Here is a 22,706-nt window from a genome sequence, read left to right as displayed (position 1 = left end):
GCGTTAACGTTAGGAAGGATTAGCGATACAGATCGTCGCGCGAGTAAGGCTCAATCTCCCCTTCCTTGCGCGTCTTCAACAGTTTTAGGATCCAGGTGTACTGCTCAGGGTTCGGGCCCACCAGGTTTTCCACTTCTTCATTCATGCGGCGCGCAATCCGTGGGTCATCGGCTTCGGCCAGATCGTCCATGGGCTCGCGAATATAAATATCCAGCATGCTGGTTTTGCCATCGTACACCGGGAACAAAGGCACGATCGCCGCACGGCAAACCTTCATCAACCGGCCTACCGCCGGCAGCGTCGCCTTATAGGTCGCGAAGAAATCGACGAACTCACTGTGCTCGGCGCCGTGATCCTGATCGGGCAGGTAGTAGCCCCAGTACCCCTGCCGTACCGAACTGATAAACGGTTTGATGCCGTCGTTGCGCGCGTGCATGCGGCCGCCGAATTTACGACGCACGGCATTCCACAGGTAGTCGATCAGCTGATTGCGCTGGTTGTGGAACATCGCCGCCATCGGTTGGCCGCGCGCAGCCATCAGCATCGCTGGCACATCCACCGCCCAGCCGTGAGGCACCAGGAAAATCACGTTACGCCCTTCCGCCCGGATCTTGTCCAGCACCTCTTCACCGTGCCAACGCACGCGCTTTAGCACTTTTTCGGGCTTGGTGCAGGCCAGTTCCGCCATCAGCACCATCGACTGCGGCGCGCAGGCGAACATCTGGTCGATAATGTGCTCGCGTTCGCTTTCAGGCAGCTCAGGCAAGCAATACAGCAGGTTGATGCGGGCACGACGGCGCGCGCCCTTCGCCAGCTTGCCGGCCAGTTTGCCGACCGCACCCAGCACCGGATCGCGCAGGCGCGCAGGCACCAGCGAAATGCCGGCCATCAGACCGGTTCCCAACCACACGCCCCAGTAGCGCGGATATAAAAAGGCTTTTTGAAACTGCGGGATGAACTCTACGTTCGATTTCTTCTCGTTTTGCATGCACGTGCTCTTCGCTTAGCGATTCGGCTAATCATAATTGCCATCACCGATTTTGCAATTAACAACCGCGAACCACCCAGATAAAACAGCATCGGCCCGCAATCAGGCCGATGAAATTAACGGCGCCGGAGCGCCGGAAAAAAGGGGGACGTTAATCCAACTGCAGCTGAGGAACCACTTCCTTCACCTGTGCCAGATAATCGCTGCGGTCTTTGCCGCCCAGCCCTTCGGAACGCGGCAGTTTGGCCGTCAGCGGGTTCACCGCCTGTTGGCCGGTCCACAGTTCAAAGTGCAGGTGTGGCCCGGTGGAACGGCCGGTGTTGCCGGAGAGCGCAATGCGATCGCCGCGTTTCACCTTCTGGCCTGGTTTCACCAGCAGTTTTTTCAGGTGCATATAGCGCGTGGTGTACTGACGACCGTGGCGGATCGCCACATAGTTGCCCGCTGCGCCGCTGCGTTTGGCGATCACCACCTCACCGTCGCCGACCGCCAGCACCGGCGTGCCGACCGGCATGGCGAAATCGACGCCCTTGTGCGGCGCCACGCGGCCAGTCACCGGGTTCACGCGGCGCGGGTTGAAGTTGGAGGAGATGCGGAACTGTTTCATGGTCGGGAAACGCATGAAGCCGCGCGCCAGGCCAGAGCCTTGGCGATCGTAGAATTTGCCGTCTTCGGCGCGGATCGCATAGTAATCTTTGCCGCCGGTGCGCAGACGCACGCCCAACAGCTGGCTTTGCGATTTCTTACCGTCGAAGTGCTCGCGCGACATCAGCACGGAGAACTGGTCGCCTTTGCGCAGCTTGCGGAAATCGAGCTGCCACTGCAGGGCTTTGATCACCGAGTTGATTTCGTTACGGCTCAGCCCGGCGTCGCCGGCGCTGCTGACGAAGCTGCCGTTAACCCGGCCGCTGATCACGTTGTTGCGCCATTCGCCCTGCTGCGCCTCTTTCGACTCTTTGAAGCTGTTGCCGACGCGATCGTAGGTGCGGGTTTCGCGGCGGGAAACTTCCCAGGTCAACTGCTGCAAATCGCCCGCATCATTCACGGTCCACGACAGCTGTTGGCCGATCTTAAGGTTGCGCAGATCGCGGTTTTGCGAAGCCAGCAGCGTGACATCCGACATATCGATGCCGTACTGCGTCAGAATGCTGCCGAGGGTATCGCCGGTGGAAACCACATATTCATGCACGCCATCATCGCCGGCATCTTTTTGATCCAGCTCATCCTGCGGGATTTCGTCATCGGGGGTGGGTTGGTCGACATCTATCGGTTCACTGGCTTCGGGGAGCAATGACCGCATCTGGCTGGATTCTAACTCGACGCTCTTGGCGATGGGGTTGTGTTCTGGGTGGTAAACAAAAGGCCGCCAAACAGCGACGGCCAATGTGACGACTGTCAGCGACCCCAGCATGACGCGATGGGGCCGTGGCAGGTTGTTATACGCCAGAGCGATAGTTCGGACTATCTGCTGCACTCGATATTATCCTCATAAGCTTTACTTCAGGCAGCTCACGTACTGGTTTGACAGCTGAGTCAGGAATTTCCCGTAGCTGTCCTTCCCCAGCGCGATGCCGATGCCCAGCGGGTCCAGCGTTCCGGAACGCACTTTGGTACCCTTGGCGACGGCATTGATTACGGCCGGCCTGAATTGTGGCTCAGCAAAAACGCATACCGCTTTCTGCTCAACCAACTGTGTTCGAATTTGGTGTAGGCGCTGTGCTCCAGGCTGAATTTCGGGATTGACGGTGAAATGGCCCAGCGGACTCAAACCGTAGTGTTTCTCAAAGTAGCCGTAAGCATCATGAAAAACAAAATAACCCTTACCTTGCACAGGCGTAAGCATGTTACCAACATTTTTGTCAGTTTGCGTCAGCAGATTCTCGAACTGGCGCAGGTTTGCGTCTAATTTGTCCTTATTTTGCGGCATAAGTTCCAACAATCTGTCGTGAATCGCGATCGCGGTCACTTTTGCTATCTCCGGCGACAGCCAAACGTGCATATTGTACTCGCCGTGATGATGCCCATGATCGTCATCGGCATGGTTATGCGCTTCACCTGCATGATCATGATCGTCGTCATCTTCGCCTTTCATCAGCAATGGCTTCACCGCCGGCAGTTCGCTGACAGCCAGCTTTCGGGTTGCCGAGATAGGCACCAGCGCCTTGTTCAGGAACGCTTCCATGTCCGGCCCAACCCATAGCACCAGGTCCGCAGAGCGCAAACGCTGGATATCGGAAGGACGCAGCGCAAAATCGTGCGGTGAAGCGCCGTCCGGCAGCAACACCTCGGTCGGTGTCACGCCGTCGGCGATCGCCGAAGCGATAAAGCCCAGCGGACGAATCGTGGTCACCACCGCCGCGGAAGCGCTGCTCAGCGGGCCGGCCATCAACAATGCGCTGGCCAACAGCGTACGCTGCAGCCATTTATTTTTCTTTGCCATCATCAGTAATCCCATCGTTTTCATCAACAAGGCGTGATATTATAACATTCGCTTCGTTCTGCAACCTGTAATCTCGAGATGTCTACACTGATAACGCTAAAAAATATCTCCGTCGCCTTCGGCAGCCGCAAGGTGCTGTCGAACATTTCCCTCAGCCTGCAACCCGGCCGTATTCTCACGCTGCTTGGCCCGAACGGCGCGGGCAAATCCACGCTGGTGCGCGTGGTGCTGGGATTGGTCAAACCGACCGCCGGCACGCTGGAGCGTGAGCCCGATCTGCGCATCGGCTATGTGCCGCAAAAGCTGCACCTCGACGCCACCCTGCCACTGACCGTCAGCCGCTTTATGCGTCTTAAACCTGGCGTAAAGAAAGCCGACATTCTGCCGGCGCTCAAACGCGTGCACGCCGCCCACCTGCTCGACCAGCCGATGCAAAAGCTCTCCGGCGGTGAAAACCAGCGCGTGCTGCTGGCGCGAGCGCTGCTGAATAAACCGCAGCTGCTGGTGCTGGACGAACCCACGCAAGGGGTAGACGTCAACGGCCAGCTGGCGCTGTACGATCTGATCGATCAGCTGCGCAAGGAGCTGGGGTGCGCCGTGCTGATGGTCTCGCACGATCTGCATCTGGTGATGGCGAAAACCGACGAGGTGTTGTGCCTCAATCAGCACATCTGCTGCTCCGGCGCGCCGGAGGTGGTCTCGATGCATCCCGAATTCATCGCCATGTTCGGCAACCGCGGCGCAGAGCAGCTGGCGGTGTATCGCCACCATCACAACCACCGCCACGATCTGCAGGGAAGAATTGTCTTGAAGAAAACCGGGAGCCGCGAAGCATGATTGAACTGTTACTTCCCGGCTGGCTGGCCGGCGTGTTGCTGGCTAGCGCCGCCGGGCCGCTGGGTTCCTTCGTGGTCTGGCGCCGCATGTCCTACTTTGGTGATACCCTGGCGCACGCCTCGCTGCTCGGCGTCGCCTTTGGTCTGCTGCTCGACATCAACCCCTTCTATGCGGTGATCGCCATTACGCTGCTGCTGGCTCTGGCCCTGGTTTGGCTGGAACGTCGCCCGCAGCTTTCAGTGGATACCCTGCTCGGCATTCTGGCGCATAGCGCCCTGTCGCTGGGACTGGTGGTGGTGGCGTTGATGTCTAACGTGCGGGTCGATCTGATGGCCTACCTGTTCGGCGATCTACTGTCGGTTACGCTGAGCGATATCGTGATGATTGCCGGCGGCGTCGCCGTGGTGCTGTTGGTGCTGTGGTGGCAGTGGCGCGATCTGCTGTCGATGACCATCAGCCCGGAGCTGGCGCACGTCGACGGCGTTAATCTGGTGCGCGCACGCACCGTGTTGATGCTGGTCACCGCCTTGACCATCGGTCTGGCGATGAAATTCGTCGGCGCGCTGATCATCACCTCACTGCTGATCATTCCGGCAGCCACCGCTCGGCGCTTCGCACGCACGCCGGAGCAGATGGCGGGCGTCGCAGTGCTGCTCGGCATGGTGGCCGTCACCGGCGGCCTGACCTTCTCGGCATTTTACGATACGCCGGCCGGCCCTTCGGTGGTGCTGAGCGCCGCCGTGCTGTTCACGCTGAGCCTGTTCAAAAAACAGCAGGCTTGATTAAAGCCGGGATATGACAAGGGCCGCATCTGCGGCCCTTTCTTATTGGCGGATTAAAAATTTACTCTTCGCGTTCGAGGCCGAAATGCCGGTAGGCATGCTGCGTCGCCAAACGGCCGCGCGGCGTGCGCTGGATAAAGCCCTGCTGGATCAGGAACGGTTCGATCACATCTTCGATGGTTTCACGCTCTTCGCCGATCGCCGCCGCCAGGTTGTCCAACCCGACCGGGCCGCCGGTAAACTTGTCGATAATCGCCAGCAGCAGCTTGCGATCCATATAGTCGAAGCCTTCGGCATCGACGTTGAGCATATCGAGTGCCTGCGCCGCCACTGCGCCGCTGATCACGCCGTTGGCGCGCACTTCGGCGAAGTCACGCACCCGGCGCAGCAGGCGGTTGGCGATACGCGGCGTACCGCGCGCGCGGCGGGCCACCTCATGGGCGCCCTCGTCGGACAGCTCCAACCCCAGGCACCCGGCGCTGCGTGAGACGATATGCTGCAGATCCGCCACCTGATAAAACTCCAGCCGCTGGACAATGCCGAAGCGATCGCGCAGCGGCGAGGTCAGCGAACCGGCGCGGGTGGTTGCACCCACCAAGGTAAACGGCGGCAGATCGAGCTTAATCGAACGCGCCGCCGGCCCTTCGCCGATCATGATATCCAGCTGATAGTCTTCCATCGCCGGATACAGCACTTCTTCCACCACCGGTGACAAACGGTGGATTTCGTCGATGAATAACACGTCGTGCGGTTCGAGGTTGGTCAGCATCGCCGCCAAATCGCCCGCCTTCTCCAGCACCGGGCCGGAAGTGGTGCGCAGATTCACGCCCATTTCGTTGGCCACGATGTTGGCCAGGGTGGTTTTCCCCAGCCCCGGCGGGCCAAAGATCAGCAGGTGGTCGAGCGCGTCGCCGCGCTGCTTGGCCGCCTGGATGAAGATCTCCATCTGCTCGCGTACGTGCGGCTGACCCACGTATTCAGTCAACAGCTTGGGACGAATGGCGCGATCGAGGACTTCTTCCTCGTTGATCGGTTCGGCGGAGATCAGGCGATCGGCTTCAATCATTATCTACCTCTTAGCGGCCTTACAAAGCAGCGCGCAACGCGTCGCGGATCAGCGTCTCGCAGTCGGCGCCCGGTTTGGCAATTTTGCTGACCATGCGACTCGCTTCCTGTGGCTTGTAGCCCAGCGCCACCAGCGCCGAAACGGCTTCGGCTTCCGCGTCCGCTTCCGGCGCGTTGTCGGCGGCGGACGGCAGGCTGATCTCGCTGCTGCTGTTGAACAGGTCGCCGTTAAGCCCTTTGAAGCGGTCTTTCATCTCTACCACCAGGCGCTCGGCGGTTTTTTTGCCCACGCCCGGCAGCTTGACCAGTGCGGTGATCTCTTCACGCTCCACCGCGCTGACGAACTGCTGCGCGGACATGCCTGACAGGATCGCCAGCGCCAGCTTCGGCCCGACGCCGTTGACCTTGATCAGCTCGCGGAACAGCGCACGCTCCTGCTTGTCGTTGAAACCGTACAGCAGCTGCGCGTCTTCACGCACCACGAAGTGGGTAAACACGATGGCCTCTTGCCCCAGTTCAGGCAGCTCGTAAAAGCAGGTCATCGGCATGTGTACCTCGAAGCCCACGCCGTTCGCCTCCAGTAACACCAGCGGCGGCTGCTTTTCCAGAATATTTCCTCTGAGACGACCTATCATTTACCCTCCTGCAGAATGACCGGGCATGGCGCCCTGCCATGCCGTTGCTGGTAAAGCTTATAACATAAAAAAGGCTGGATGAATATCCAGCCTGAGCAATCATCGCTTTGCGTCAGCGCAAACGCCCGCGCGCCAGGTTCAACCGCCCTTCGCTCATCCGCAGCACGTTCTGGCTGAGGTGGCAGTGGGTGATGGCGATAGCCAGAGCATCGGCGGCGTCCGCCTGCGGGTTGGCCGAGAGTTTGAGCAGCGAGCGCACCATGTGCTGTACCTGCGCCTTTTCGGCCGCACCGGTGCCGACCACGGTCTGTTTGACCTGCCGCGCCGCATACTCGAACACTTCCAGATTCTGATTCACCGCCGCCACGATCGCGACGCCGCGTGCCTGGCCGAGCTTGAGCGCCGAATCCGGATTCTTAGCCATAAACACCTGTTCGATGGCGAAGAAGTCGGGCTGAAACTGGGTGATGATCTCACTGACGCCGGCGTAAATCAGCTTCAGCCGCGTCGGCATGTCGTCCACCACCGTGCGGATGCAGCCGCTGGCGATATAGCTCAACTGACGCCCCTGCTGGCGGATAAGGCCATAGCCGGTGACGCGTGAACCGGGATCGATACCGAGTATGATCGCCATATCTACATCCACCTTGCATGCACGGCGCCGCCGAACGGCGGCGCCCGTTTTACCGGATTACAGCGTCGCCGCCACTTCGTCGGAGATTTCACCGTTATGGTAAACTTCCTGCACGTCGTCGCAGTCTTCCAGCATATCGATCAGACGCAACAGCTTAGGCGCGGTTTCCGCGTCCATGTCGGCCTTGGTCGATGGGATCATCGACACTTCCGCCGCTTCGGCCTCGAAGCCCGCCGCGGTCAGCGCGTCTTTCACCGCGCCCAGGCTTTCCCAGGCGGTGAACACGTCGATGGCACCATCGTCATAGGTCACGATGTCTTCCGCACCGGCTTCCAGCGCCGCTTCCATCACGCTGTCTTCATCCAGGCCCGGTGCGTAAGTGATCACGCCCTTCTTGGTGAACAGATAAGCTACGGAACCGTCGGTACCGAGGTTGCCGCCACACTTGGTGAAAGCGTGACGCACTTCCGCCACGGTGCGGTTGCGGTTGTCACTCAGGCATTCGATCATGACGGCGGTGCCGCCAGGGCCGTAACCTTCATAGATGATGGTTTCCATATTGGTATCATCATCGCCGCCCACGCCGCGCGCGATCGCACGGTTCATGGTGTCGCGCGTCATGTTGTTCGACAGCGCCTTGTCCATCGCCGCGCGCAGACGCGGGTTGGAATCCGGATCGCCGCCGCCCAGCTTCGCGGCAGTGACCAGCTCACGAATAATCTTGGTGAAAATTTTACCGCGCTTGGCGTCCTGCGCCGCTTTACGGTGCTTTGTGTTGGCCCACTTACTATGACCTGCCATAAAAAATCTCCGAAAAAAACTACTGGACTGAATTGATCACGAACTCTTCAATCGCCTGCTGATTGCTCCATGACTTGGTCAACTTCACGGCTTCGGCCGCCTCAAGCCATTGGTAAGCGTGGTGCTCGGTAATCACCGGATCGCGCTCCTCGGGCAACGCCAGACAGAACCAGTGCTCTTTATTGCGCGTGGTTCCCGGCGCATAGCGATGTCGCAAATGGACAAAGAGTTCAAACTCCACGCAGCGTTGGCAATCGAACAACGGCAGGTGCTCTGCTTCGATATCGATGCCGACTTCTTCCATGACTTCACGCCGCGCGGCATGCGGCGGTGACTCATCCTGTTCCAGGCTGCCGGTGACCGACTGCCAGAACTCGGTATCGTCGCGCCGCTGTAACATCAGCACCCGACCACTGGATTTCGCGTAAATCACTACCAGGATAGATTCAGGGCGCTTATAACTCATCACTCGCTCTCTTGTTCCGCACCGGCTTTCTTTACCACGCTGATCGCCAGCTCCTGCAGCGACGCCGGGTTGGCGAAGCTCGGTGCGTCGGTCATCAGACAGGCCGCCGCGGTGGTTTTCGGGAAGGCAATCACGTCGCGGATGTTGTCGGTGCCGGTCAGCAGCATCACCAGACGATCCAGGCCGAAGGCCAGGCCGGCGTGCGGCGGCGTACCGTACTTCAGCGCGTCCAGCAGGAAGCCGAACTTCTCGCGCTGTTCATGTTCGTTAATGCCCAGAATGCTGAATACCGTCTGCTGCATTTCGCTGCGGTGAATACGCACCGAACCGCCGCCCACTTCGTAACCGTTGATCACCATGTCATAGGCGTTGGCGATAGCGTTGACCGGCGCTGCCGCCAGCTCTTCCGGGCTCATGTCGCGCGGCGAGGTGAACGGGTGGTGCATCGCCGCCAGGCCGCCCTCTTCGTCTTCTTCGAACATCGGGAAGTCGACCACCCACAGCGGCGCCCAGCTGTCGAGTTGGGTCAGCCCCAGATCGCGACCCAGCTTCAGGCGCAGCGCGCCCATCGCGTCGGTGACAATCTTGAAACTGTCTGCGCCGAAGAACAGGATGTCGCCGGTCTGCGCGTTGGTGCGCGCCAGGACAGCTTCCAGCACTTCCGCGCTGAGGAATTTGGCGATCGGGCTCTGCACGCCTTCCATGCCGGCGGTGCGGTCGTTGACCTTCAGCCAGGCCAGGCCTTTCGCGCCGTAGATGTTGACGAAAGCGCCGTACTCGTCGATCTGCTTGCGTGTCAGCTGTGCGCCGCCCGGTACGCGGATTGCCGCCACGCGGCCTTTGGCGTCGTTAGCCGGGCCGGAGAACACTTTAAACTCGACGTCTTTGACCAGGTCGGCCACGTCCACCAGCTCCAGCGGGTTACGCAGGTCCGGCTTGTCGGAGCCAAAGCGACGCATCGCTTCGGCGAAGGTCATGACCGGGAAATCGCCCAGATCCACGCCCTTCACATCCAGCCACAGCTCGCGCGCCAGTTTCTCCATCACTTCACGCACCTGATCGGCGGTCATGAAGGAGGTTTCGACGTCGATCTGGGTGAATTCAGGCTGACGGTCCGCACGTAGGTCTTCGTCACGGAAGCATTTGACGATCTGATAGTAACGATCGAAGCCGGACATCATCAGCAGCTGTTTGAACAGCTGCGGAGACTGCGGCAGCGCGTAGAATTTGCCCTTGTGCACGCGGCTTGGCACCAGGTAATCGCGGGCGCCTTCCGGCGTCGCCTTGGTCAGCATCGGCGTTTCGATATCGAGGAAGCCATGGCTGTCCATGAAGCGGCGTACGAAGCTGGTGATTTTGGCGCGGGTCTTCAGACGCTCAGCCATTTCCGGGCGGCGCAGATCCAGGTAGCGGTATTTCAGGCGCGCTTCTTCACTGTTGACCTGGTTGGAGTCCAGCGGCAGCGGCTCGGAGCGGTTGATGATCTCCAGCGCGTGGGCAAACACTTCCACTTCGCCGGTGGCCATATCTTTATTGATCTGGCTGTCCGGACGCGCACGCACGGTGCCGACGATCTGGATGCAGAACTCATTGCGCAGGTCGTAGGCCTTGTCGAACGCCACTTTCTCGTCCGGATCGAAGAACACCTGCACGATGCCTTCGCGGTCGCGCATATCAATAAAGATCAGGCCGCCGAGATCGCGACGACGATTGACCCAACCACACAGAGTGACTTCCTGGCCCACGTGGGACAGATTCAACTGTCCGCAATATTCAGTACGCATACGCTATCCTTTTACACAGCCGATGCCGCGCCGGGCTACTGCGCCCCTGTCGCGCGGCTGTTATCTGATAAATTCTACTTGTTACCCGGTTTAAAATCCGTCGCATACCACCCGGTGCCCTTAAGCTGGAAGCCGGAGGATGAAATCAACTTGGTCAACGCGGGCTGCCCACACGCCGGGCAGTCTGCCAGCGGCGCATCGGAAAATTTTTGCAATTTCTCTAACCGATGGTTGCAAGCACCACATGCATATTCATAAATCGGCATAGGTCGTTGGATTAAAGAGTGTTGAAAAAAGGGAGTCATTATAAAGGAAATTCATCCGCCCGATAAGTGCGAACACAGCATTGTTACTGCACTAAATGGCGCGTTTTTGCTCGAATCAACACATCGGTTAACAAATTTCCCATTAACCTGCGACAGTTTTTTCACGTAGCCTGATTCTCCCCCGGTTTTGCGCCGAACGCAGCTCGCCCGACGCGCCGAACAGTTTTTATCCACTTCGCAACGAGATGAAATCCATGCTGAAACTTGACGCCCAAACCACCGCTCTGGTGCTGATCGATTTGCAAAATGGCATTCTGCCCTACGCCGGCGGCCCGCACGGCGCCGAGCAGGTGGTGGCGAACGCCGCCCTGCTGGCCGCGCGTTTTCGTCTGCTAGGCGCGCCGGTGCTGTTGGTGCGCGTCGGTTGGTCAGACTCCTTCGCCGAAGCGCTGAAACAACCGGTGGATAAACCGGCTCCCGCGCCCGCCGGCGGTTTGCCGGCCAGCTGGTGGGAGTTCCCCGCGCCGCTGGCGGTCTGCGACAGCGATATTCTGATCACCAAGCGCCAATGGGGCGCCTTCTACGGCACCGATCTGGACTTGCAGCTGCGCCGTCGCGGCATCAAGTCTGTGGTGCTGGGCGGTATTTCCACCAATATCGGCGTGGAATCCACCGCCCGCGCCGCCTGGGAACACGGCTATGAGCTGGTGATCGCCGAAGACGTCTGCAGCGCGCAGAACGCGGAAATGCACCGTTTCGCGTTCGAACACATCTTCCCGCGTTTGGCGCGAGTGCGCGACACCGGCGAAATTCTTGCCGCGCTCGACCGGTAACGTTAAGTTGTAGCCTGATAAGCCAAGGATAAGTAAAGGAAGACGACGCCGTGATCTACATCGGACTGCCCCAGTGGCAACATTCAGCCTGGAATCGTATCGGGCTGCGTGACTTGGCGGATTACAGCCGCTACTTCAACTGCGTGGAAGGCAACACCACCTTCTACGCGCTGCCGAAGCTGGACATCGTGCAGCGCTGGCGCGACATGACCGGCGACGATTTTCGCTTCTGCTTCAAATTCCCGTCGGACATCAGCCACAAGGCCGCCCTACGCAACTGCGCCGCCGAGCTGCAGGCGTTTTACCACTGCCTGAGCCCGGTGCATCAACGCATCGGGCAATTGTGGCTGCAGTTGCCCGCCGCCTTCGGCCCCGACGAGCTGCCGCGCATGTGGCAGTTCTTCGAAAGCCTGCCGCAGGAATTCACCTACGGCGTCGAAGTGCGTCATCCGGCATTTTTCGCCAAAGGCGAGGAAGAGCGCGCGTTGAATCAGGGGCTGCATCAGCGCGGCATCAATCGGGTGATCCTCGACAGCCGCCCGGTGCATCACGCCGCCCCCCATACCGCCGCCGTGCGCGATGCCCAGCAGAAAAAACCGAAGCTGCCGGTGCACGCTCTGGTCACCGCCGACCAACCGCTGGTGCGCTTTATCGGCGGCGACCAATTGGCCGACAACCTGCGCTGGTTCGAAGCCTGGCAGCAAAAACTGCCGCTGTGGCAGCAACAACATCAACCGTATCTGTTTATTCATACGCCGGACAACGGCGATTCACCCCAGCAAGCGCAAAAAATTTGGCAGCAGCTGCGCCGGGCGATCCCCGATTTGCCTGCGCCGCCGGACTGGCCAGAGCAAGATGCACTGTTTTGACCTATTAATCTGACCAATAACATCAAATATTTCCCCGCGACAGTGAATACAATGACGGCTATGATGCTGGCTGCCAGTTTTGGTTAGGGAACGGAGTTAAAAATGGTAAGCGCGCTTTATGTAGTGCTCGGCGCATTGTTGTTGATCAAACTCTCTTATGACGTAATCAGATTAAGGATGCAGTACCGCGTAGCCTACGGCGACGGCGGTTTTTACGAATTGCAGACCGCCATCCGCGTGCATGGCAACGCCGTTGAATACATCCCTATCGCTGCCGTATTGCTGGTGATCATGGAGATGAACGGCGCGGAAATCTGGATGATTCACCTTTGCGGCCTGATGCTGATGGCCGGGCGACTGGTGCATTACTACGGTTTGCGCAACCGCGAGGTTCGCTGGCGTCGTTCAGGCATGGCCGCGACCTATATCTCTTTGTTGTTGATGGTTCTGGCAAATATCTTCTATCTGCCCTGGGATCTAATTTTCAGCCTGCATTGATCCCGTTTTATCATCAGGCGGCCGCGCCGCCTGCTTCCGCTCCGCTTTTTTACGCTTTTCTGTTAGACTACGCAGCTTCGAATTCTGAACTGATTTGCCGCTATGCCAAACCGCGATACCCTTTTCTCCGCCCCCATCGCCAAACTGGGCGACTGGACCTTCGACGAACGCGTCGCCGAAGTGTTTCCCGACATGATCCAACGCTCCGTTCCCGGCTACTCCAACATCATCTCGATGATCGGCATGCTAGCCGAACGCTTTGTGCAACCCGACAGCCGGGTGTATGACTTGGGCTGCTCGCTGGGCGCGGCGACGCTGTCGATGCGGCGGAATATCAAGGTGCCTGGCTGCACTATCATCGCCGTCGACAATTCGCCGGCGATGGTGGAACGTTGCCGCCGCCATATCGACGCCTTCCGCGCCGACACGCCGGTCGACGTCATCGAAGCCGACATTCGCGACATCGACATCGAAAACGCCTCGATGGTGGTGCTGAACTTTACGCTGCAGTTCCTCGAGCCGGCCGATCGCCTGCGTCTGCTGGAGAAAATCTATCGCGGCCTGCGCCCAGGCGGCGCACTGGTGCTGTCGGAGAAATTCAGCTTTGAAGACGCCGAAGTCGGCGAACTGCTGTTCAACATGCATCACGATTTCAAACGCGCTAACGGGTACAGCGAGCTGGAGATCAGCCAAAAACGCAGCATGCTGGAAAATGTGATGCTCACCGACTCGGTAGAAGCACACAAAGCGCGACTGCAACAGGCCGGGTTCGAGCATGCCGAAGTGTGGTTCCAGTGCTTCAACTTCGGTTCGCTGATCGCCCTGAAAGCGGGAGAGGCGCAATGATCGAGTTCGGTGATTTCTATCAGCATATTGCCAAGAGTCCCCTCAGCCATTGGTTGGATACCCTGCCCGCGCAGCTCAGCGCCTGGCAACGCGAATCGCTGCACGGCAAATTCAAACAATGGTTCAACTCGGTAGAACATTTGCCGACGCTGACCCCAACCCGCCTCGATCTGCTGCACGGCGTGCGCGCCGAAATGGAGCCCGGCCTGTCGCCGGGCCAGCTCGAAGGCATCGAGAAAATGCTGCGCACCCTGATGCCGTGGCGTAAAGGGCCGTTCTCGCTGTATGGCATCGATATCGATACCGAATGGCATTCCGACTGGAAGTGGGATCGCGTGCTGCCGCACATTTCTCCGCTGGCCGGCCGCACCATTCTCGACGTTGGCTGCGGCAGTGGTTATCACCTGTGGCGCATGATCGGCGCCGGTGCCCACTTCGCCGTAGGCATCGATCCCATGCAGCTGTTCCTATGCCAGTTCGAAGCGGTGCGCAAGCTGTTGGGCGGCGATCAGCGCGCCCACCTGCTGCCGCTCGGCATCGAGCAGTTGCCAGATTTGGCGGCGTTCGACACCGTGTTCTCGATGGGGGTGCTGTATCACCGCCGCTCGCCGCTTGATCATCTGTATCAGCTGAAAAATCAGCTGGTGGCTGAAGGTGAACTGGTGCTGGAAACGCTGGTGGTGGAAGGCGATCGCCACCAGGTGCTGGTGCCGGGCGATCGTTATGCGCAGATGCGCAACGTGTATTTCATCCCTTCCGCCGAAGCGCTGAAGTGCTGGCTAGAGAAGTGTGGCTTCGTCGACGTGAAGATCGCCGATATGTGCGTCACTAGCCTCGAGGAGCAGCGCCGCACCGACTGGATGACCAGCGAGTCGCTGGCAGAATTCCTCGATCCGAACGATCGCAGCAAAACGGTCGAAGGCTATCCGGCGCCCCTGCGCGCCGTACTGACCGCCAAAAAACCCTAGTACTCGCTAATCGGGCCGGCCTGCGCCGGCCCGAATTCACCCGTTACTGACATCGACAATTCGCAGCTCATAGACCATCGTCGCGTTCGGCGGGATCTGCGGCGCATAGCCGGTTTCACCGTACGCCAACGCCGGCGGCACCACCATCGTCAGCGAGCCGTGATTTTTCAGGTGGCCGATCGCCTCGCGGAACAACGGCGGATAGGCGGAGAGCGGCTGGGACATCACCTTCCCACTGCGATCCATATCCTGAATCACGCGACCGTCGGTTAAACTTTCTTTCACCACGATGTCCACCCGCGCGTTTTCCTTAATGGCCTCATCACCCGCATAATCGATGCGATACCAGAAACCGGCAGGCGACTTCTGCGTACCCTTCTTCTTTTTAAACTCGGCGACGAACGCCTCACCCTTGCTGGTCTGCGTCTTCGCCGCCTGGTTTCTGGCGTCATTTACCGCTTTTTCCGACTCCGCCAGTGCGCTGGTCAACTGCGCATCGCTCAACTGGTAATGGCCGCTGAAGGTATCGATCACGCCCGCCAGCAGCACGGTTTTGTCGGGCGTGATACCCCAATTTTTACGTTCCGCCAGCATCGTTTGAATATCGCGCCCCAAAGCGACACCGGCGGCGTAGCTCTGTTGCTCCGGCTTTTTCTTGAGCGTCTGACTCTCCGGCAGCCATTTAGCCCGCGATCTCAGCCCATCCAGTTCCTCGCGCAAGGCTTGCTGTGCCTGTTGCGCGGCCGCCAGCTCCGTCGCCGTTTTATCCGCCTGTTGCGCCGCTTTATTCCGTAGCTGCACTGTCTGCGCGTTTTCCGTCGTCAGCGCCGCCAGACGCTGTTCCAGCGCCTTAGCCTGCTCGGTTTGCGTTTTGTTTTTTCCCTGCAGCGTTGCCAACTGCTGCTGAAGTTCACCCGTCGCTTTGGCGGCCTCGGCCTTTTGCTGTGCCAGCGCCATCTTCAGGTTTTGCTCTTGTTGCTCAGCCTGTTGGCGTTGACCATCACGCTCTTTCTGCAGCTGAGTCAGCTGCTGCTGAAGTTCAGCCGCAGCCTTGGCGGCTTCGACCTTTTGCTGCGCCAGCGCCGTCTTCAGGCTTTTTTCTTGCTGCTCGGCCTGTTGGCGTACGATATCCCTCTCTTTTTGCACCTGCGCCAGCTGCTGTTGAAGTTCACCCGCAGCCTTAGCGGCTTCCGCCTTTTGCTGCGCCAGCGCCGCCTTCAGGCTTTTTTCTTGCCGCTCGGCCTGTTGGCGTACGATATCCCTCTCTTTTTGCACCTGCGCCAGCTGCTGCTGAAGTTCACCCGCAGCCTTGGCGGTTTCGGCCTTTTGCTGCGCCAGCGCCGTCTTCAGGCTTTGCTCTTGCTGCCCCCCCTGCTGCCGTTGATCCACCTGCTCTTTTTGCAGTTTCGCCAGCTGCTGCTGCAGTTCCCCCGTCAGCCTGGCAGCCTCGGCCTTCTGCTGTTCCAGCTCAGCGGCGGCCGCTTTTTTATCCTGCTCATAACGTTGGCGCGCTTTATCGTGGGCGGTCTGCACCGCGGCCAATTTCTCCTGCCAGGCGTTATCCGCCTGGCCAGGCAGCACCGCCAGCCGTTGTTCCAGCAAGGCAATACGCCGATCGCGCTCCGCGGTTTGTTGCTTTTGCCGCGCTAACGCCGCTTGCGTTTCGGCGATCTGCGCCTGAGCCTTACGCTCCTGCGGCGTCAGGTTCAGCGCCTGCCGCACGCCGCTGGCGAAGTTGCTCAACGCGCTCAGATCGGGTGCCGGTGACGATTTGTCGGCAGCCGTCAGGGTGGACGCGACGCGCAACGCGGTCAGCTCCTGCTGCAGTGATTGAATTACCGCCTGCTGTTGCTCCAATCGGGCCTCTTTCTCGCGCAGCGCCTTTTGCCACTGCGCCAGCTGCTTCTTATGCGCCGCCGTCTCACGCGTTTGAACCGGCCGGGATGCTGACTTTTGTGGGGCCTGGGATTGAGTGACTGCGGTATCCGCTGCCGGTGCATCTTGCCGCTGATAGCGCTCGGCAAACTGCAATAACGCCGGCACGTCGTCATCCGCAGCGACCACCGCCGGCGCAAACGCCAACGCTATCATCAGGCTCAGTAGCGCCTTTCTCGCACGGAGAGTCATTGGGCGCGTTCTCCGCGCTCAGCCAGGCCGGTCATCATGGCAGAACTGATGTCTGCGCACAGACGGCTGGTGCGATAACGATACAGGGCGTCAACGGTTTCCTGCGTGCCCGTGTTGACCCGCTGGCGTACCCCGGCATACTGCGCCGCGCCGCCCATCAAAGTATCGAACTCGCGTTTGAATTTTTGGTATTTTTCGTTATCCATACCGCGCATGGCATCCAGCTCGCGCTGGCACTGCTGCATGCGCTCAGCTTCACGCTGCCGTTTGTCTTGCTCGGCAACTTCTTCCGCGCTGGGCGGCTTACTTAATGTAGAAACAGGCCGCTTGGCGGTCTGGCAGCCGGTCAGGGCCAACGTCAGCAAAAGCGCAGCGGTTAAACAGTGTGCCGTTCGGGTCATTATCGTTATCTCCTTGTAAAGTCCGCCGTCGGCGTGTTCTGTGGCTGCGCCGACGGCTCTCCTCAATTGATGCTGTGATGTTCCGGCCATAAAACCGGCGGTGAGCAGGTATAAAATGCAGACGCGATAATGAGCGGCAGAGCGCAAATCATTCACCACGCAAATAAATACCAAAAAAATCATTTAATATCATGATATTTAAAGGATTTTAACTCACAAATTTATCAGCAGGGCATAGCGAGCGCAAGAAGAGATGGGGCCGCCGACCGAATAACAGCGTTGAAACGGTGCTGCGTCTTTACAAGGTACCAGGCCAATCCATGCTCCACTTTTCGCGGCCTGAACTTCACGCTGTATCAGCACCCAGCAAACCTCATCGACTTTTTGAAACGTCCAGCCTGATTGAGAATAGTGTTGCCAACCAACAGGAGAAATTTCATGAACAATATGATTAGTGTTAATAACATCAGTGAATTGCGTAATCTGACGCCAGTTACAGATGACCAGATTGTCTTTTTAGTTTCTCATACCGCTGGACACTTCACCGGAGGCGGCGAATTCTATTATGCGAAAACGGATACAACCAGTGCGGACAATAACGGTACCGTGGTGGTTACAACGGGAGGAGCGCGTTGGAAACGACTGGATCAGAAACTGACTTTCGATCACTTCGGTGCCGATCCTAGTGGCACTTCCGCCTCTGACGCAGCAATCAGCGCGACATTAAACTATGCCGCGAGTTTAAAAAACAAAGTGGTCTATGCTTCGGAAAATGCTCAATATCTGCTGACCAGCACTCAACCTATCAACGTCGCAAATGGCGTCACAGTCAGAGGATCCCGCCGCGGTATTGCTCAAGGCCCTGCAAGTCTTACAAACAATGGCCCTAATCGGGCAGGCCTTGCTGACGATAGTGCTTTCATCATCAAAAAGCCGGCAGGTACGGTTTGTTTCGCCTGCGATAAGAACGTTGTCTTTGATGGTTGGTCGTTCCTCTATCCAGATCAGAAATATACTGCCACCCAGCCGGAGGCGTTTGTTCCATACGGAGCCACCATTACCGCAACCGGCGCTCTGTCAGTCGCCAACTGCCGTTATGTAGGCGCCTATGATTTTGTTGAAGCTCGTGGAGAAGCCAACAGCTTTGAGAATATCTACGGTTGGGCAGTACGCTGCGACTACAGGGTTTATGAAAGCAGGGACATCAACAGATTTACCAATGTTCACGTCAATGCCAACGTCGTGCGCCCGACAGAAAACGCGGTGACTGCCTCTATCGCCGTAGCCGGTTCTTGTGCTTTCAATCTCGATCGCCACGACAATACGTTTATGGTGAATGTGTTCTCTTATGGCAAAAAGATCTTTATCAAAACTACAACACAAGGAACCTCCTATTTAGGCGGCCTTAGCCTGAGCAATTTCATGGCAGACAGAAATGGTACCGGAATTGATATCGACTCGGATTCCTCCGCCAATATTCAAATCGCCAACGGTTCTTATATTAATGACTATGGTGATACCGTTGGAGGGTTCCTGGTATTAAGAAAGTCTACTGGCCAATCAAATATCACCCCAGTGCAAATCAGCAATGTTAACTTCGCTACCGCTAATGGACCGAAGGGTTCACTCTCCCCTCAGGCCATTCGCTTCGAAGCGAACGGCGGGTATCAACTTTCATTCAGCAACACCGTCATGCCAATGTGGACGAACGGCAGTCTGAACAATGAAGCGGGTTACAACATTCTTAGAGGCACACTGAGCATTGCGCAACGCAGCTATCAGCTACATGCGGCTCCGCTAAATTGTTTGACGAACAGCAACATGATCGCCATCGGTGCTGACAAACAGCCTGTTGGCTGGTTTATTGACGGGAATCTGACGGCGGATAGCAATATCCTGACCGCCAATGGAGACAACCCGGCTTATAAAGGTTTGGGTCAACGTATTCATCGGAGCATGGGATTGAGAACATTCTGGGCCATCGCATCCTCTATCGGCGATCAATCTACCGCGCAAGCTTCGACTGGCATTTGGGCCCGCTCGTACAACGATAATTATACCGACACTGTCGAGAGCAATGAAGCTATTCCCTGGATACGCATCGGCAACCTCTACTACGCGCGTTTTGTCATGAACAACAATCGCACTATCCACGATATCCTGGTCAATCCCGGAAGTGGCAATAATGCGGTGCGCGTTTTAAACTGCGGCATTACTCCGGGCGAAGTCTTCAACTTCTCGCCCGATGCACAGCACTAATCATCCGCAAAATAAAAAAAGCCCCGGCAAAACGCCGGGGCCTGGTACTTGCGTGATCGCCGAGGGCTCGGTGACACGCAAAGGGGTCTTACGGCCCGGAAACCGGTTATCAAACACGGTTAGCTGCGTGTTTATGCGCTTTGCGCCAGGGGATCAACCAAGGCCAGCGCGTTTTTCATCGCCTCCACCATTTCGCCATCCACGCAATAATGGCTAAATTCGTCAAACTCGTTATCGGAGCACATGGTGACACCCGCCTTGCGATAACGCATGGTCGACGGCGCTAGATGGCCGGAAGAGCTGTGCAGTTCATGCAGGCCGATATCGACGAACTTGTGCAGATTGCTGAGGCGCACACCGGCACCCGCCATGATCACCGGGCCCTGGCTGGCCTGACGCAAATCACGCAGCAACGGCAGGCCAAGTTCGGCGCTCTGCTGTTGGCCGGAGGTCAGAATGCGCGCCACGCCCAGCTCAGTCAGTTGCTCCAGCGCCACCATCGGATTCTGGCACATGTCGAACGCGCGGTGGAACGTCACCGCCATCCCCTCGCACAGCCTCATCACTTCGCGCATGCGCGGCAGATCGATGTGCCCTTCTTCGTCCAACATGCCTACCACTACGCCGGGGAATCCCATCTCGCGGATGTGGCGGATATCTTGCTTGATCACCTCGAAATCCACCGCGCCGTAGCAAAAATCACCACCGCGAGGGCGAACGATCGGATGCACCGGGATCGCAACCCGCTCGCGCGCCAGACGCAGCGTGCCATAGCTCGGCGTCAATCCCCCTTCGCTCTGGCTGGCGCACAACTCGATGCGATCGGCGCCCGCCCGTTCGGCCGTCAGCGCACAGTCGACGCTAAAGCAACAAACTTCCAGTTTTATCATTGTCACCCCCAGATAACGGCCAACATACGGCGGCAATTGTTCATTTCTTCATTTCTCACGTAGGCTCATGCATAGGCATAAACCGGTTCAGGGTTGTAACTATGGCATTCAATTTTGATCAATGGGTAGACCGTAGTCACAGTGACAGCGTTAAGTGGGATAAATATCGCGGCCGCGACATCCTCCCGCTTTGGGTCGCCGACAGCGATTTCGCCTCGCCGCCGGCGGTGATAGAAGCCTTGCAGCGGCGCGTAGCGCACGGCGTATTCGGCTACACCCACCCATCCCCTGATCTTCTTGAGGTTTTTATCCGCCGCATGGTAGAGCGCTACGGTTGGCACATCAAGCCTGAATGGATCATTTTCTTGCCTGGGTTGGTGTGCGGCCTGAACCTGTGCGTGCGCGCCTGCACCGAAGAACATCAGAGCACGCTGGCTCCCTCTCCCATTTATCCGCCGTTTCGCAAAGCGGCCAAATTCGCCGGGCGTAAACACCTCACGGTGCCGCTAACGGCGGCAAACCAACGTTGGGTGTTGGATTTTTCCGCGCTGCATGGGCAGCTCAGCGGCAACGAGAAGCTCCTGCTGCTGTGCAACCCGCAAAATCCCGGAGGCACCGTTTATCGCCGGGACGAACTGTTGCAGCACCATCAGTTCGCTCGCGAGCACGATTTAATCGTCTGCTCCGATGAAATCCACTGCGAGCTGCTACTTGAACCCGGCGTGCGACACATCCCTTTCGCCACCCTGAATGAAGATGCGGCCCAACGCAGCGTGACGCTGATGTCACCGTCAAAGACATTCAATCTCGCCGGGCTCGGCGCCTCGATGGCGATCGTCCCCAACGAAGCGTTGAGACAAAAGCTGAAACGCGCACGCAGCGGCATTGTCCCGGAGGTTAATCTGCTGGCGCTGGTCGCCGCCCAGGCGGCCTATCAATACGGGCAACCCTGGCTGGATGAGCAGTTAATTTATCTGCGCGCCAATCGCGATCGGTTGACAGAGCGCATCAACGCTATGCCGGGATTGACGTTGTTACCGATCGAAGCCACCTATTTGGCCTGGATCGACTGCAGCGCTTTGCCGGTGGATAACTCGCATCAGTTCTTCGAGCGCGCAGGCGTTGGGTTAAGCGCCGGTTTGGATTTCGGCGATCGGCGCTTTGTACGGCTGAACTTCGGTTGCCGGCGGGCCCTGCTCAATGAAGCGCTCGATCGCATGGCGCAAGCCTGTGCGGCACTGGCTGGCTAGCCTTGTTCGCTGGCGACGATGTCTCTAATGGAATAAGGATGAAACTTGATCGTAACCGTTCCATCGGTGATGGCCAGCGTCGGGTTCGGCAGCCGTTCGCCTTCGCCTTTTGGCGAACTTTGCTTCAGCTTGATCCCCGGCGCCAACAACGCTTCATCAGCAAGGTGACTCAACGCCCGTGCATGCAGCGTCTGCGGATCGCCGCTGAGCACCAATTCGACATGTTCCCACCCTTCATGCGGATAGCGTTTCTCCCCGGGGTACGGCAGCTCGACGCAATCTATGCGCCACGGCCCCACGGCCAGCGGCTGCTGTAAATCAAACAAACAGATAGGCCGCCCGTTGATCATCGATTCGGACAGCAGTGTCCCACACTGCATCAATCCCTGGCGCCAGCGTTCGGCGGTAGCGTTCTGGTGACAACGCAGGGAGATGTGATCGGCGATAAAGGCAGACAGATCAAGCCGCAATCTGGCGGCAAATTGTTGCAACGCCTGCTCGAAACGCGGCAGGTCGAGCTTCAGATCGTCAAGCTCGGCAATGGCCTGCAAGGGAGTGGTCATAGGAACCTCAAAACAACGGAGCACAAAGTTAAACGCCGTAATTTACACGGTGGCGACAGCGCTCGCCAGCGTTGAGAGGGTTTTCAGCAGTCATTCAGAATGATTTTCGGTTGCGTGCAGAGAGAGCAAAAAACCAACTTTTTATTAAGAAGGCAGCTTATTAAGTCAACAGAAAAATAAAAATTAAGAATTTTCGCAAGCCATTATAACCCTTCATCATGACGTTATGATTTAAGTTATTTTCACAAAACCATTCGTGATTCGCGGGTTAAACCGATTGAATCGCTTCATTTAATCACACTTTAGCCACTTATCAAATTCACAAAAAAACAACAATCAACCCATTGTAAACAAAGACAATAAAATTCAATAATTAATAAAAAACTAAGGATTATCTTAATTTAACCTCGGACAATTGATTCACCAGTACAACTCAGCTACTTTGGAGAAAATTTAAATTCGAGATGATCATTATGTTATTGCTGACGATTTCCTTGGTGTTGA

The 22,706-nt window shown here is 57.8% G+C and carries 23 protein-coding genes; 9 read left to right on the top strand and 14 right to left on the bottom strand.

Annotated features, from left to right (window positions below; all coding sequences use genetic code 11):
- Nucleotides 1–19 precede the first annotated feature (19 nt).
- The 3 genes from lpxM to znuA form a co-directional block, all read right to left on the bottom strand.
- On the bottom strand, nucleotides 20–988 hold the full coding sequence (gene lpxM / locus WA302_RS13530) for a lauroyl-Kdo(2)-lipid IV(A) myristoyltransferase (RefSeq protein WP_015378127.1): 969 nt from the start codon (nucleotides 986–988) through the stop codon (nucleotides 20–22).
- A 151-nt stretch (nucleotides 989–1,139) separates the two neighbouring features.
- Nucleotides 1,140–2,462: a murein DD-endopeptidase MepM gene (mepM, locus tag WA302_RS13525; RefSeq protein ID WP_004932347.1), complete on the bottom strand. Its 1,323-nt coding sequence runs from the start codon at nucleotides 2,460–2,462 to the stop codon at nucleotides 1,140–1,142.
- Between the two features lie 21 nt (nucleotides 2,463–2,483).
- The gene (gene znuA, locus WA302_RS13520; RefSeq protein ID WP_025303123.1) at nucleotides 2,484–3,428 is read right to left on the bottom strand and encodes a zinc ABC transporter substrate-binding protein ZnuA; all 945 of its coding nucleotides are present in this window, start codon (nucleotides 3,426–3,428) and stop codon (nucleotides 2,484–2,486) included.
- A 78-nt stretch (nucleotides 3,429–3,506) separates the two neighbouring features.
- On the opposite strand from znuA, the gene znuC reads away from it, so the two are divergent.
- Both znuC and znuB read left to right on the top strand, forming a co-directional pair.
- Nucleotides 3,507–4,265, top strand: coding sequence for a zinc ABC transporter ATP-binding protein ZnuC (gene znuC, locus WA302_RS13515; protein WP_004932357.1), 759 nt, complete (start codon nucleotides 3,507–3,509; stop codon nucleotides 4,263–4,265).
- Nucleotides 4,262–5,047 (top strand): zinc ABC transporter permease subunit ZnuB, encoded by a 786-nt coding sequence (gene znuB, locus WA302_RS13510; protein ID WP_025303124.1) that lies wholly within the window; start codon nucleotides 4,262–4,264, stop codon nucleotides 5,045–5,047. The genes znuC and znuB overlap by 4 nt, the downstream gene beginning before the upstream one ends.
- 61 nt (nucleotides 5,048–5,108) lie before the next feature.
- On the opposite strand, the gene ruvB is transcribed toward znuB, so the two are convergent.
- The 7 genes from ruvB to WA302_RS13475 form a co-directional block, all read right to left on the bottom strand.
- A complete protein-coding gene (gene ruvB / locus WA302_RS13505; protein WP_049209179.1) occupies nucleotides 5,109–6,113 on the bottom strand; it encodes a Holliday junction branch migration DNA helicase RuvB in 1,005 nt (334 codons plus the stop codon).
- Nucleotides 6,114–6,132: 19 nt separating this feature from the next.
- Complete coding sequence (gene ruvA / locus WA302_RS13500) at nucleotides 6,133–6,747, bottom strand: Holliday junction branch migration protein RuvA (RefSeq protein ID WP_261456426.1); 615 nt, start codon at nucleotides 6,745–6,747, stop codon at nucleotides 6,133–6,135.
- Between the two features lie 112 nt (nucleotides 6,748–6,859).
- Entirely contained in the window at nucleotides 6,860–7,381 is a 522-nt protein-coding gene (gene ruvC, locus WA302_RS13495; RefSeq protein WP_004932367.1) for a crossover junction endodeoxyribonuclease RuvC, read from the bottom strand.
- 57 nt (nucleotides 7,382–7,438) lie between these two features.
- The gene (locus WA302_RS13490; RefSeq protein WP_004932370.1) at nucleotides 7,439–8,182 is read right to left on the bottom strand and encodes a YebC/PmpR family DNA-binding transcriptional regulator; all 744 of its coding nucleotides are present in this window, start codon (nucleotides 8,180–8,182) and stop codon (nucleotides 7,439–7,441) included.
- 19 nt (nucleotides 8,183–8,201) lie between these two features.
- The gene (nudB, locus tag WA302_RS13485; RefSeq protein WP_004932373.1) at nucleotides 8,202–8,648 is read right to left on the bottom strand and encodes a dihydroneopterin triphosphate diphosphatase; all 447 of its coding nucleotides are present in this window, start codon (nucleotides 8,646–8,648) and stop codon (nucleotides 8,202–8,204) included.
- Nucleotides 8,648–10,432, bottom strand: coding sequence for an aspartate--tRNA ligase (gene aspS, locus WA302_RS13480; RefSeq protein WP_049295779.1), 1,785 nt, complete (start codon nucleotides 10,430–10,432; stop codon nucleotides 8,648–8,650). The genes nudB and aspS overlap by 1 nt, the downstream gene beginning before the upstream one ends.
- 74 nt (nucleotides 10,433–10,506) lie before the next feature.
- On the bottom strand, nucleotides 10,507–10,698 hold the full coding sequence (locus WA302_RS13475; protein WP_033632845.1) for an FmdB family zinc ribbon protein: 192 nt from the start codon (nucleotides 10,696–10,698) through the stop codon (nucleotides 10,507–10,509).
- Nucleotides 10,699–10,952: 254 nt separating this feature from the next.
- Between WA302_RS13475 and WA302_RS13470 the strand changes: the two genes are divergently transcribed.
- The 5 genes from WA302_RS13470 (at nucleotide 10,953) to cmoB (ending at nucleotide 14,712) form a co-directional block, all read left to right on the top strand.
- On the top strand, nucleotides 10,953–11,531 hold the full coding sequence (locus WA302_RS13470) for a hydrolase (protein WP_043143030.1): 579 nt from the start codon (nucleotides 10,953–10,955) through the stop codon (nucleotides 11,529–11,531).
- Nucleotides 11,532–11,584: 53 nt separating this feature from the next.
- A complete protein-coding gene (locus WA302_RS13465; protein WP_089180536.1) occupies nucleotides 11,585–12,400 on the top strand; it encodes a DUF72 domain-containing protein in 816 nt (271 codons plus the stop codon).
- A 102-nt stretch (nucleotides 12,401–12,502) separates the two neighbouring features.
- On the top strand, nucleotides 12,503–12,898 hold the full coding sequence (locus tag WA302_RS13460; RefSeq protein ID WP_336064177.1) for an MAPEG family protein: 396 nt from the start codon (nucleotides 12,503–12,505) through the stop codon (nucleotides 12,896–12,898).
- A gap of 102 nt (nucleotides 12,899–13,000) precedes the next feature.
- Nucleotides 13,001–13,744: a carboxy-S-adenosyl-L-methionine synthase CmoA gene (cmoA, locus tag WA302_RS13455; protein WP_089180997.1), complete on the top strand. Its 744-nt coding sequence runs from the start codon at nucleotides 13,001–13,003 to the stop codon at nucleotides 13,742–13,744.
- Nucleotides 13,741–14,712: a tRNA 5-methoxyuridine(34)/uridine 5-oxyacetic acid(34) synthase CmoB gene (gene cmoB, locus WA302_RS13450; protein WP_025303131.1), complete on the top strand. Its 972-nt coding sequence runs from the start codon at nucleotides 13,741–13,743 to the stop codon at nucleotides 14,710–14,712. The genes cmoA and cmoB overlap by 4 nt, the downstream gene beginning before the upstream one ends.
- A gap of 36 nt (nucleotides 14,713–14,748) precedes the next feature.
- On the opposite strand, the gene WA302_RS13445 is transcribed toward cmoB, so the two are convergent.
- Both WA302_RS13445 and WA302_RS13440 read right to left on the bottom strand, forming a co-directional pair.
- Entirely contained in the window at nucleotides 14,749–16,839 is a 2,091-nt protein-coding gene (locus tag WA302_RS13445) for an FKBP-type peptidyl-prolyl cis-trans isomerase N-terminal domain-containing protein (RefSeq protein ID WP_261456427.1), read from the bottom strand.
- The gene (locus WA302_RS13440) at nucleotides 16,836–17,240 is read right to left on the bottom strand and encodes a hypothetical protein (protein ID WP_025303133.1); all 405 of its coding nucleotides are present in this window, start codon (nucleotides 17,238–17,240) and stop codon (nucleotides 16,836–16,838) included. Before WA302_RS13440 ends, WA302_RS13445 begins: the two co-directional genes overlap by 4 nt.
- Before the next feature lie 438 nt (nucleotides 17,241–17,678).
- Between WA302_RS13440 and WA302_RS13435 the strand changes: the two genes are divergently transcribed.
- A complete protein-coding gene (locus tag WA302_RS13435; RefSeq protein ID WP_060447816.1) occupies nucleotides 17,679–19,499 on the top strand; it encodes a hypothetical protein in 1,821 nt (606 codons plus the stop codon).
- Nucleotides 19,500–19,630: 131 nt separating this feature from the next.
- Here the strand turns inward: WA302_RS13435 and cutC are convergent, their stop codons facing one another.
- Nucleotides 19,631–20,389, bottom strand: coding sequence for a copper homeostasis protein CutC (cutC, locus tag WA302_RS13430; protein ID WP_043143046.1), 759 nt, complete (start codon nucleotides 20,387–20,389; stop codon nucleotides 19,631–19,633).
- Nucleotides 20,390–20,490: 101 nt separating this feature from the next.
- Between cutC and WA302_RS13425 the strand changes: the two genes are divergently transcribed.
- Complete coding sequence (locus WA302_RS13425; RefSeq protein WP_060447817.1) at nucleotides 20,491–21,639, top strand: MalY/PatB family protein; 1,149 nt, start codon at nucleotides 20,491–20,493, stop codon at nucleotides 21,637–21,639.
- Here WA302_RS13425 and WA302_RS13420 read toward each other — a convergent pair.
- Entirely contained in the window at nucleotides 21,636–22,202 is a 567-nt protein-coding gene (locus WA302_RS13420) for a VOC family protein (protein WP_025303137.1), read from the bottom strand. The genes WA302_RS13425 and WA302_RS13420 overlap by 4 nt on opposite strands.
- Between the last annotated feature and the right edge of the window lie 504 nt (nucleotides 22,203–22,706).

Origin of the sequence: Serratia sp. 201 (assembly GCF_037027545.1) — a bacterium.
In the GTDB taxonomy this organism is placed as follows: domain Bacteria; phylum Pseudomonadota; class Gammaproteobacteria; order Enterobacterales; family Enterobacteriaceae; genus Serratia; species Serratia bockelmannii.
This window is presented reverse-complemented; position numbering and strand designations above follow the sequence as displayed.

Coding starts and splice junctions, on each gene's coding strand:
- WA302_RS13440 (WP_025303133.1), bottom strand. CDS start 17,240: ATGACCCGAACGGCACACTGTTTAACCGCTGCGCTTTTGCTGACGTTG.
- WA302_RS13475 (WP_033632845.1), bottom strand. CDS start 10,698: ATGCCGATTTATGAATATGCATGTGGTGCTTGCAACCATCGGTTAGAG.
- znuC (WP_004932357.1), top strand. CDS start 3,507: ATGTCTACACTGATAACGCTAAAAAATATCTCCGTCGCCTTCGGCAGC.
- znuB (WP_025303124.1), top strand. CDS start 4,262: ATGATTGAACTGTTACTTCCCGGCTGGCTGGCCGGCGTGTTGCTGGCT.
- cmoB (WP_025303131.1), top strand. CDS start 13,741: ATGATCGAGTTCGGTGATTTCTATCAGCATATTGCCAAGAGTCCCCTC.
- ruvB (WP_049209179.1), bottom strand. CDS start 6,113: ATGATTGAAGCCGATCGCCTGATCTCCGCCGAACCGATCAACGAGGAA.
- WA302_RS13460 (WP_336064177.1), top strand. CDS start 12,503: ATGGTAAGCGCGCTTTATGTAGTGCTCGGCGCATTGTTGTTGATCAAA.
- WA302_RS13435 (WP_060447816.1), top strand. CDS start 17,679: ATGAACAATATGATTAGTGTTAATAACATCAGTGAATTGCGTAATCTG.
- ruvA (WP_261456426.1), bottom strand. CDS start 6,747: ATGATAGGTCGTCTCAGAGGAAATATTCTGGAAAAGCAGCCGCCGCTG.
- WA302_RS13490 (WP_004932370.1), bottom strand. CDS start 8,182: ATGGCAGGTCATAGTAAGTGGGCCAACACAAAGCACCGTAAAGCGGCG.
- cmoA (WP_089180997.1), top strand. CDS start 13,001: ATGCCAAACCGCGATACCCTTTTCTCCGCCCCCATCGCCAAACTGGGC.
- WA302_RS13420 (WP_025303137.1), bottom strand. CDS start 22,202: ATGACCACTCCCTTGCAGGCCATTGCCGAGCTTGACGATCTGAAGCTC.
- lpxM (WP_015378127.1), bottom strand. CDS start 988: ATGCAAAACGAGAAGAAATCGAACGTAGAGTTCATCCCGCAGTTTCAA.
- nudB (WP_004932373.1), bottom strand. CDS start 8,648: ATGAGTTATAAGCGCCCTGAATCTATCCTGGTAGTGATTTACGCGAAA.
- znuA (WP_025303123.1), bottom strand. CDS start 3,428: ATGGCAAAGAAAAATAAATGGCTGCAGCGTACGCTGTTGGCCAGCGCA.
- aspS (WP_049295779.1), bottom strand. CDS start 10,432: ATGCGTACTGAATATTGCGGACAGTTGAATCTGTCCCACGTGGGCCAG.
- WA302_RS13425 (WP_060447817.1), top strand. CDS start 20,491: ATGGCATTCAATTTTGATCAATGGGTAGACCGTAGTCACAGTGACAGC.
- WA302_RS13445 (WP_261456427.1), bottom strand. CDS start 16,839: ATGACTCTCCGTGCGAGAAAGGCGCTACTGAGCCTGATGATAGCGTTG.
- WA302_RS13470 (WP_043143030.1), top strand. CDS start 10,953: ATGCTGAAACTTGACGCCCAAACCACCGCTCTGGTGCTGATCGATTTG.
- ruvC (WP_004932367.1), bottom strand. CDS start 7,381: ATGGCGATCATACTCGGTATCGATCCCGGTTCACGCGTCACCGGCTAT.
- cutC (WP_043143046.1), bottom strand. CDS start 20,389: ATGATAAAACTGGAAGTTTGTTGCTTTAGCGTCGACTGTGCGCTGACG.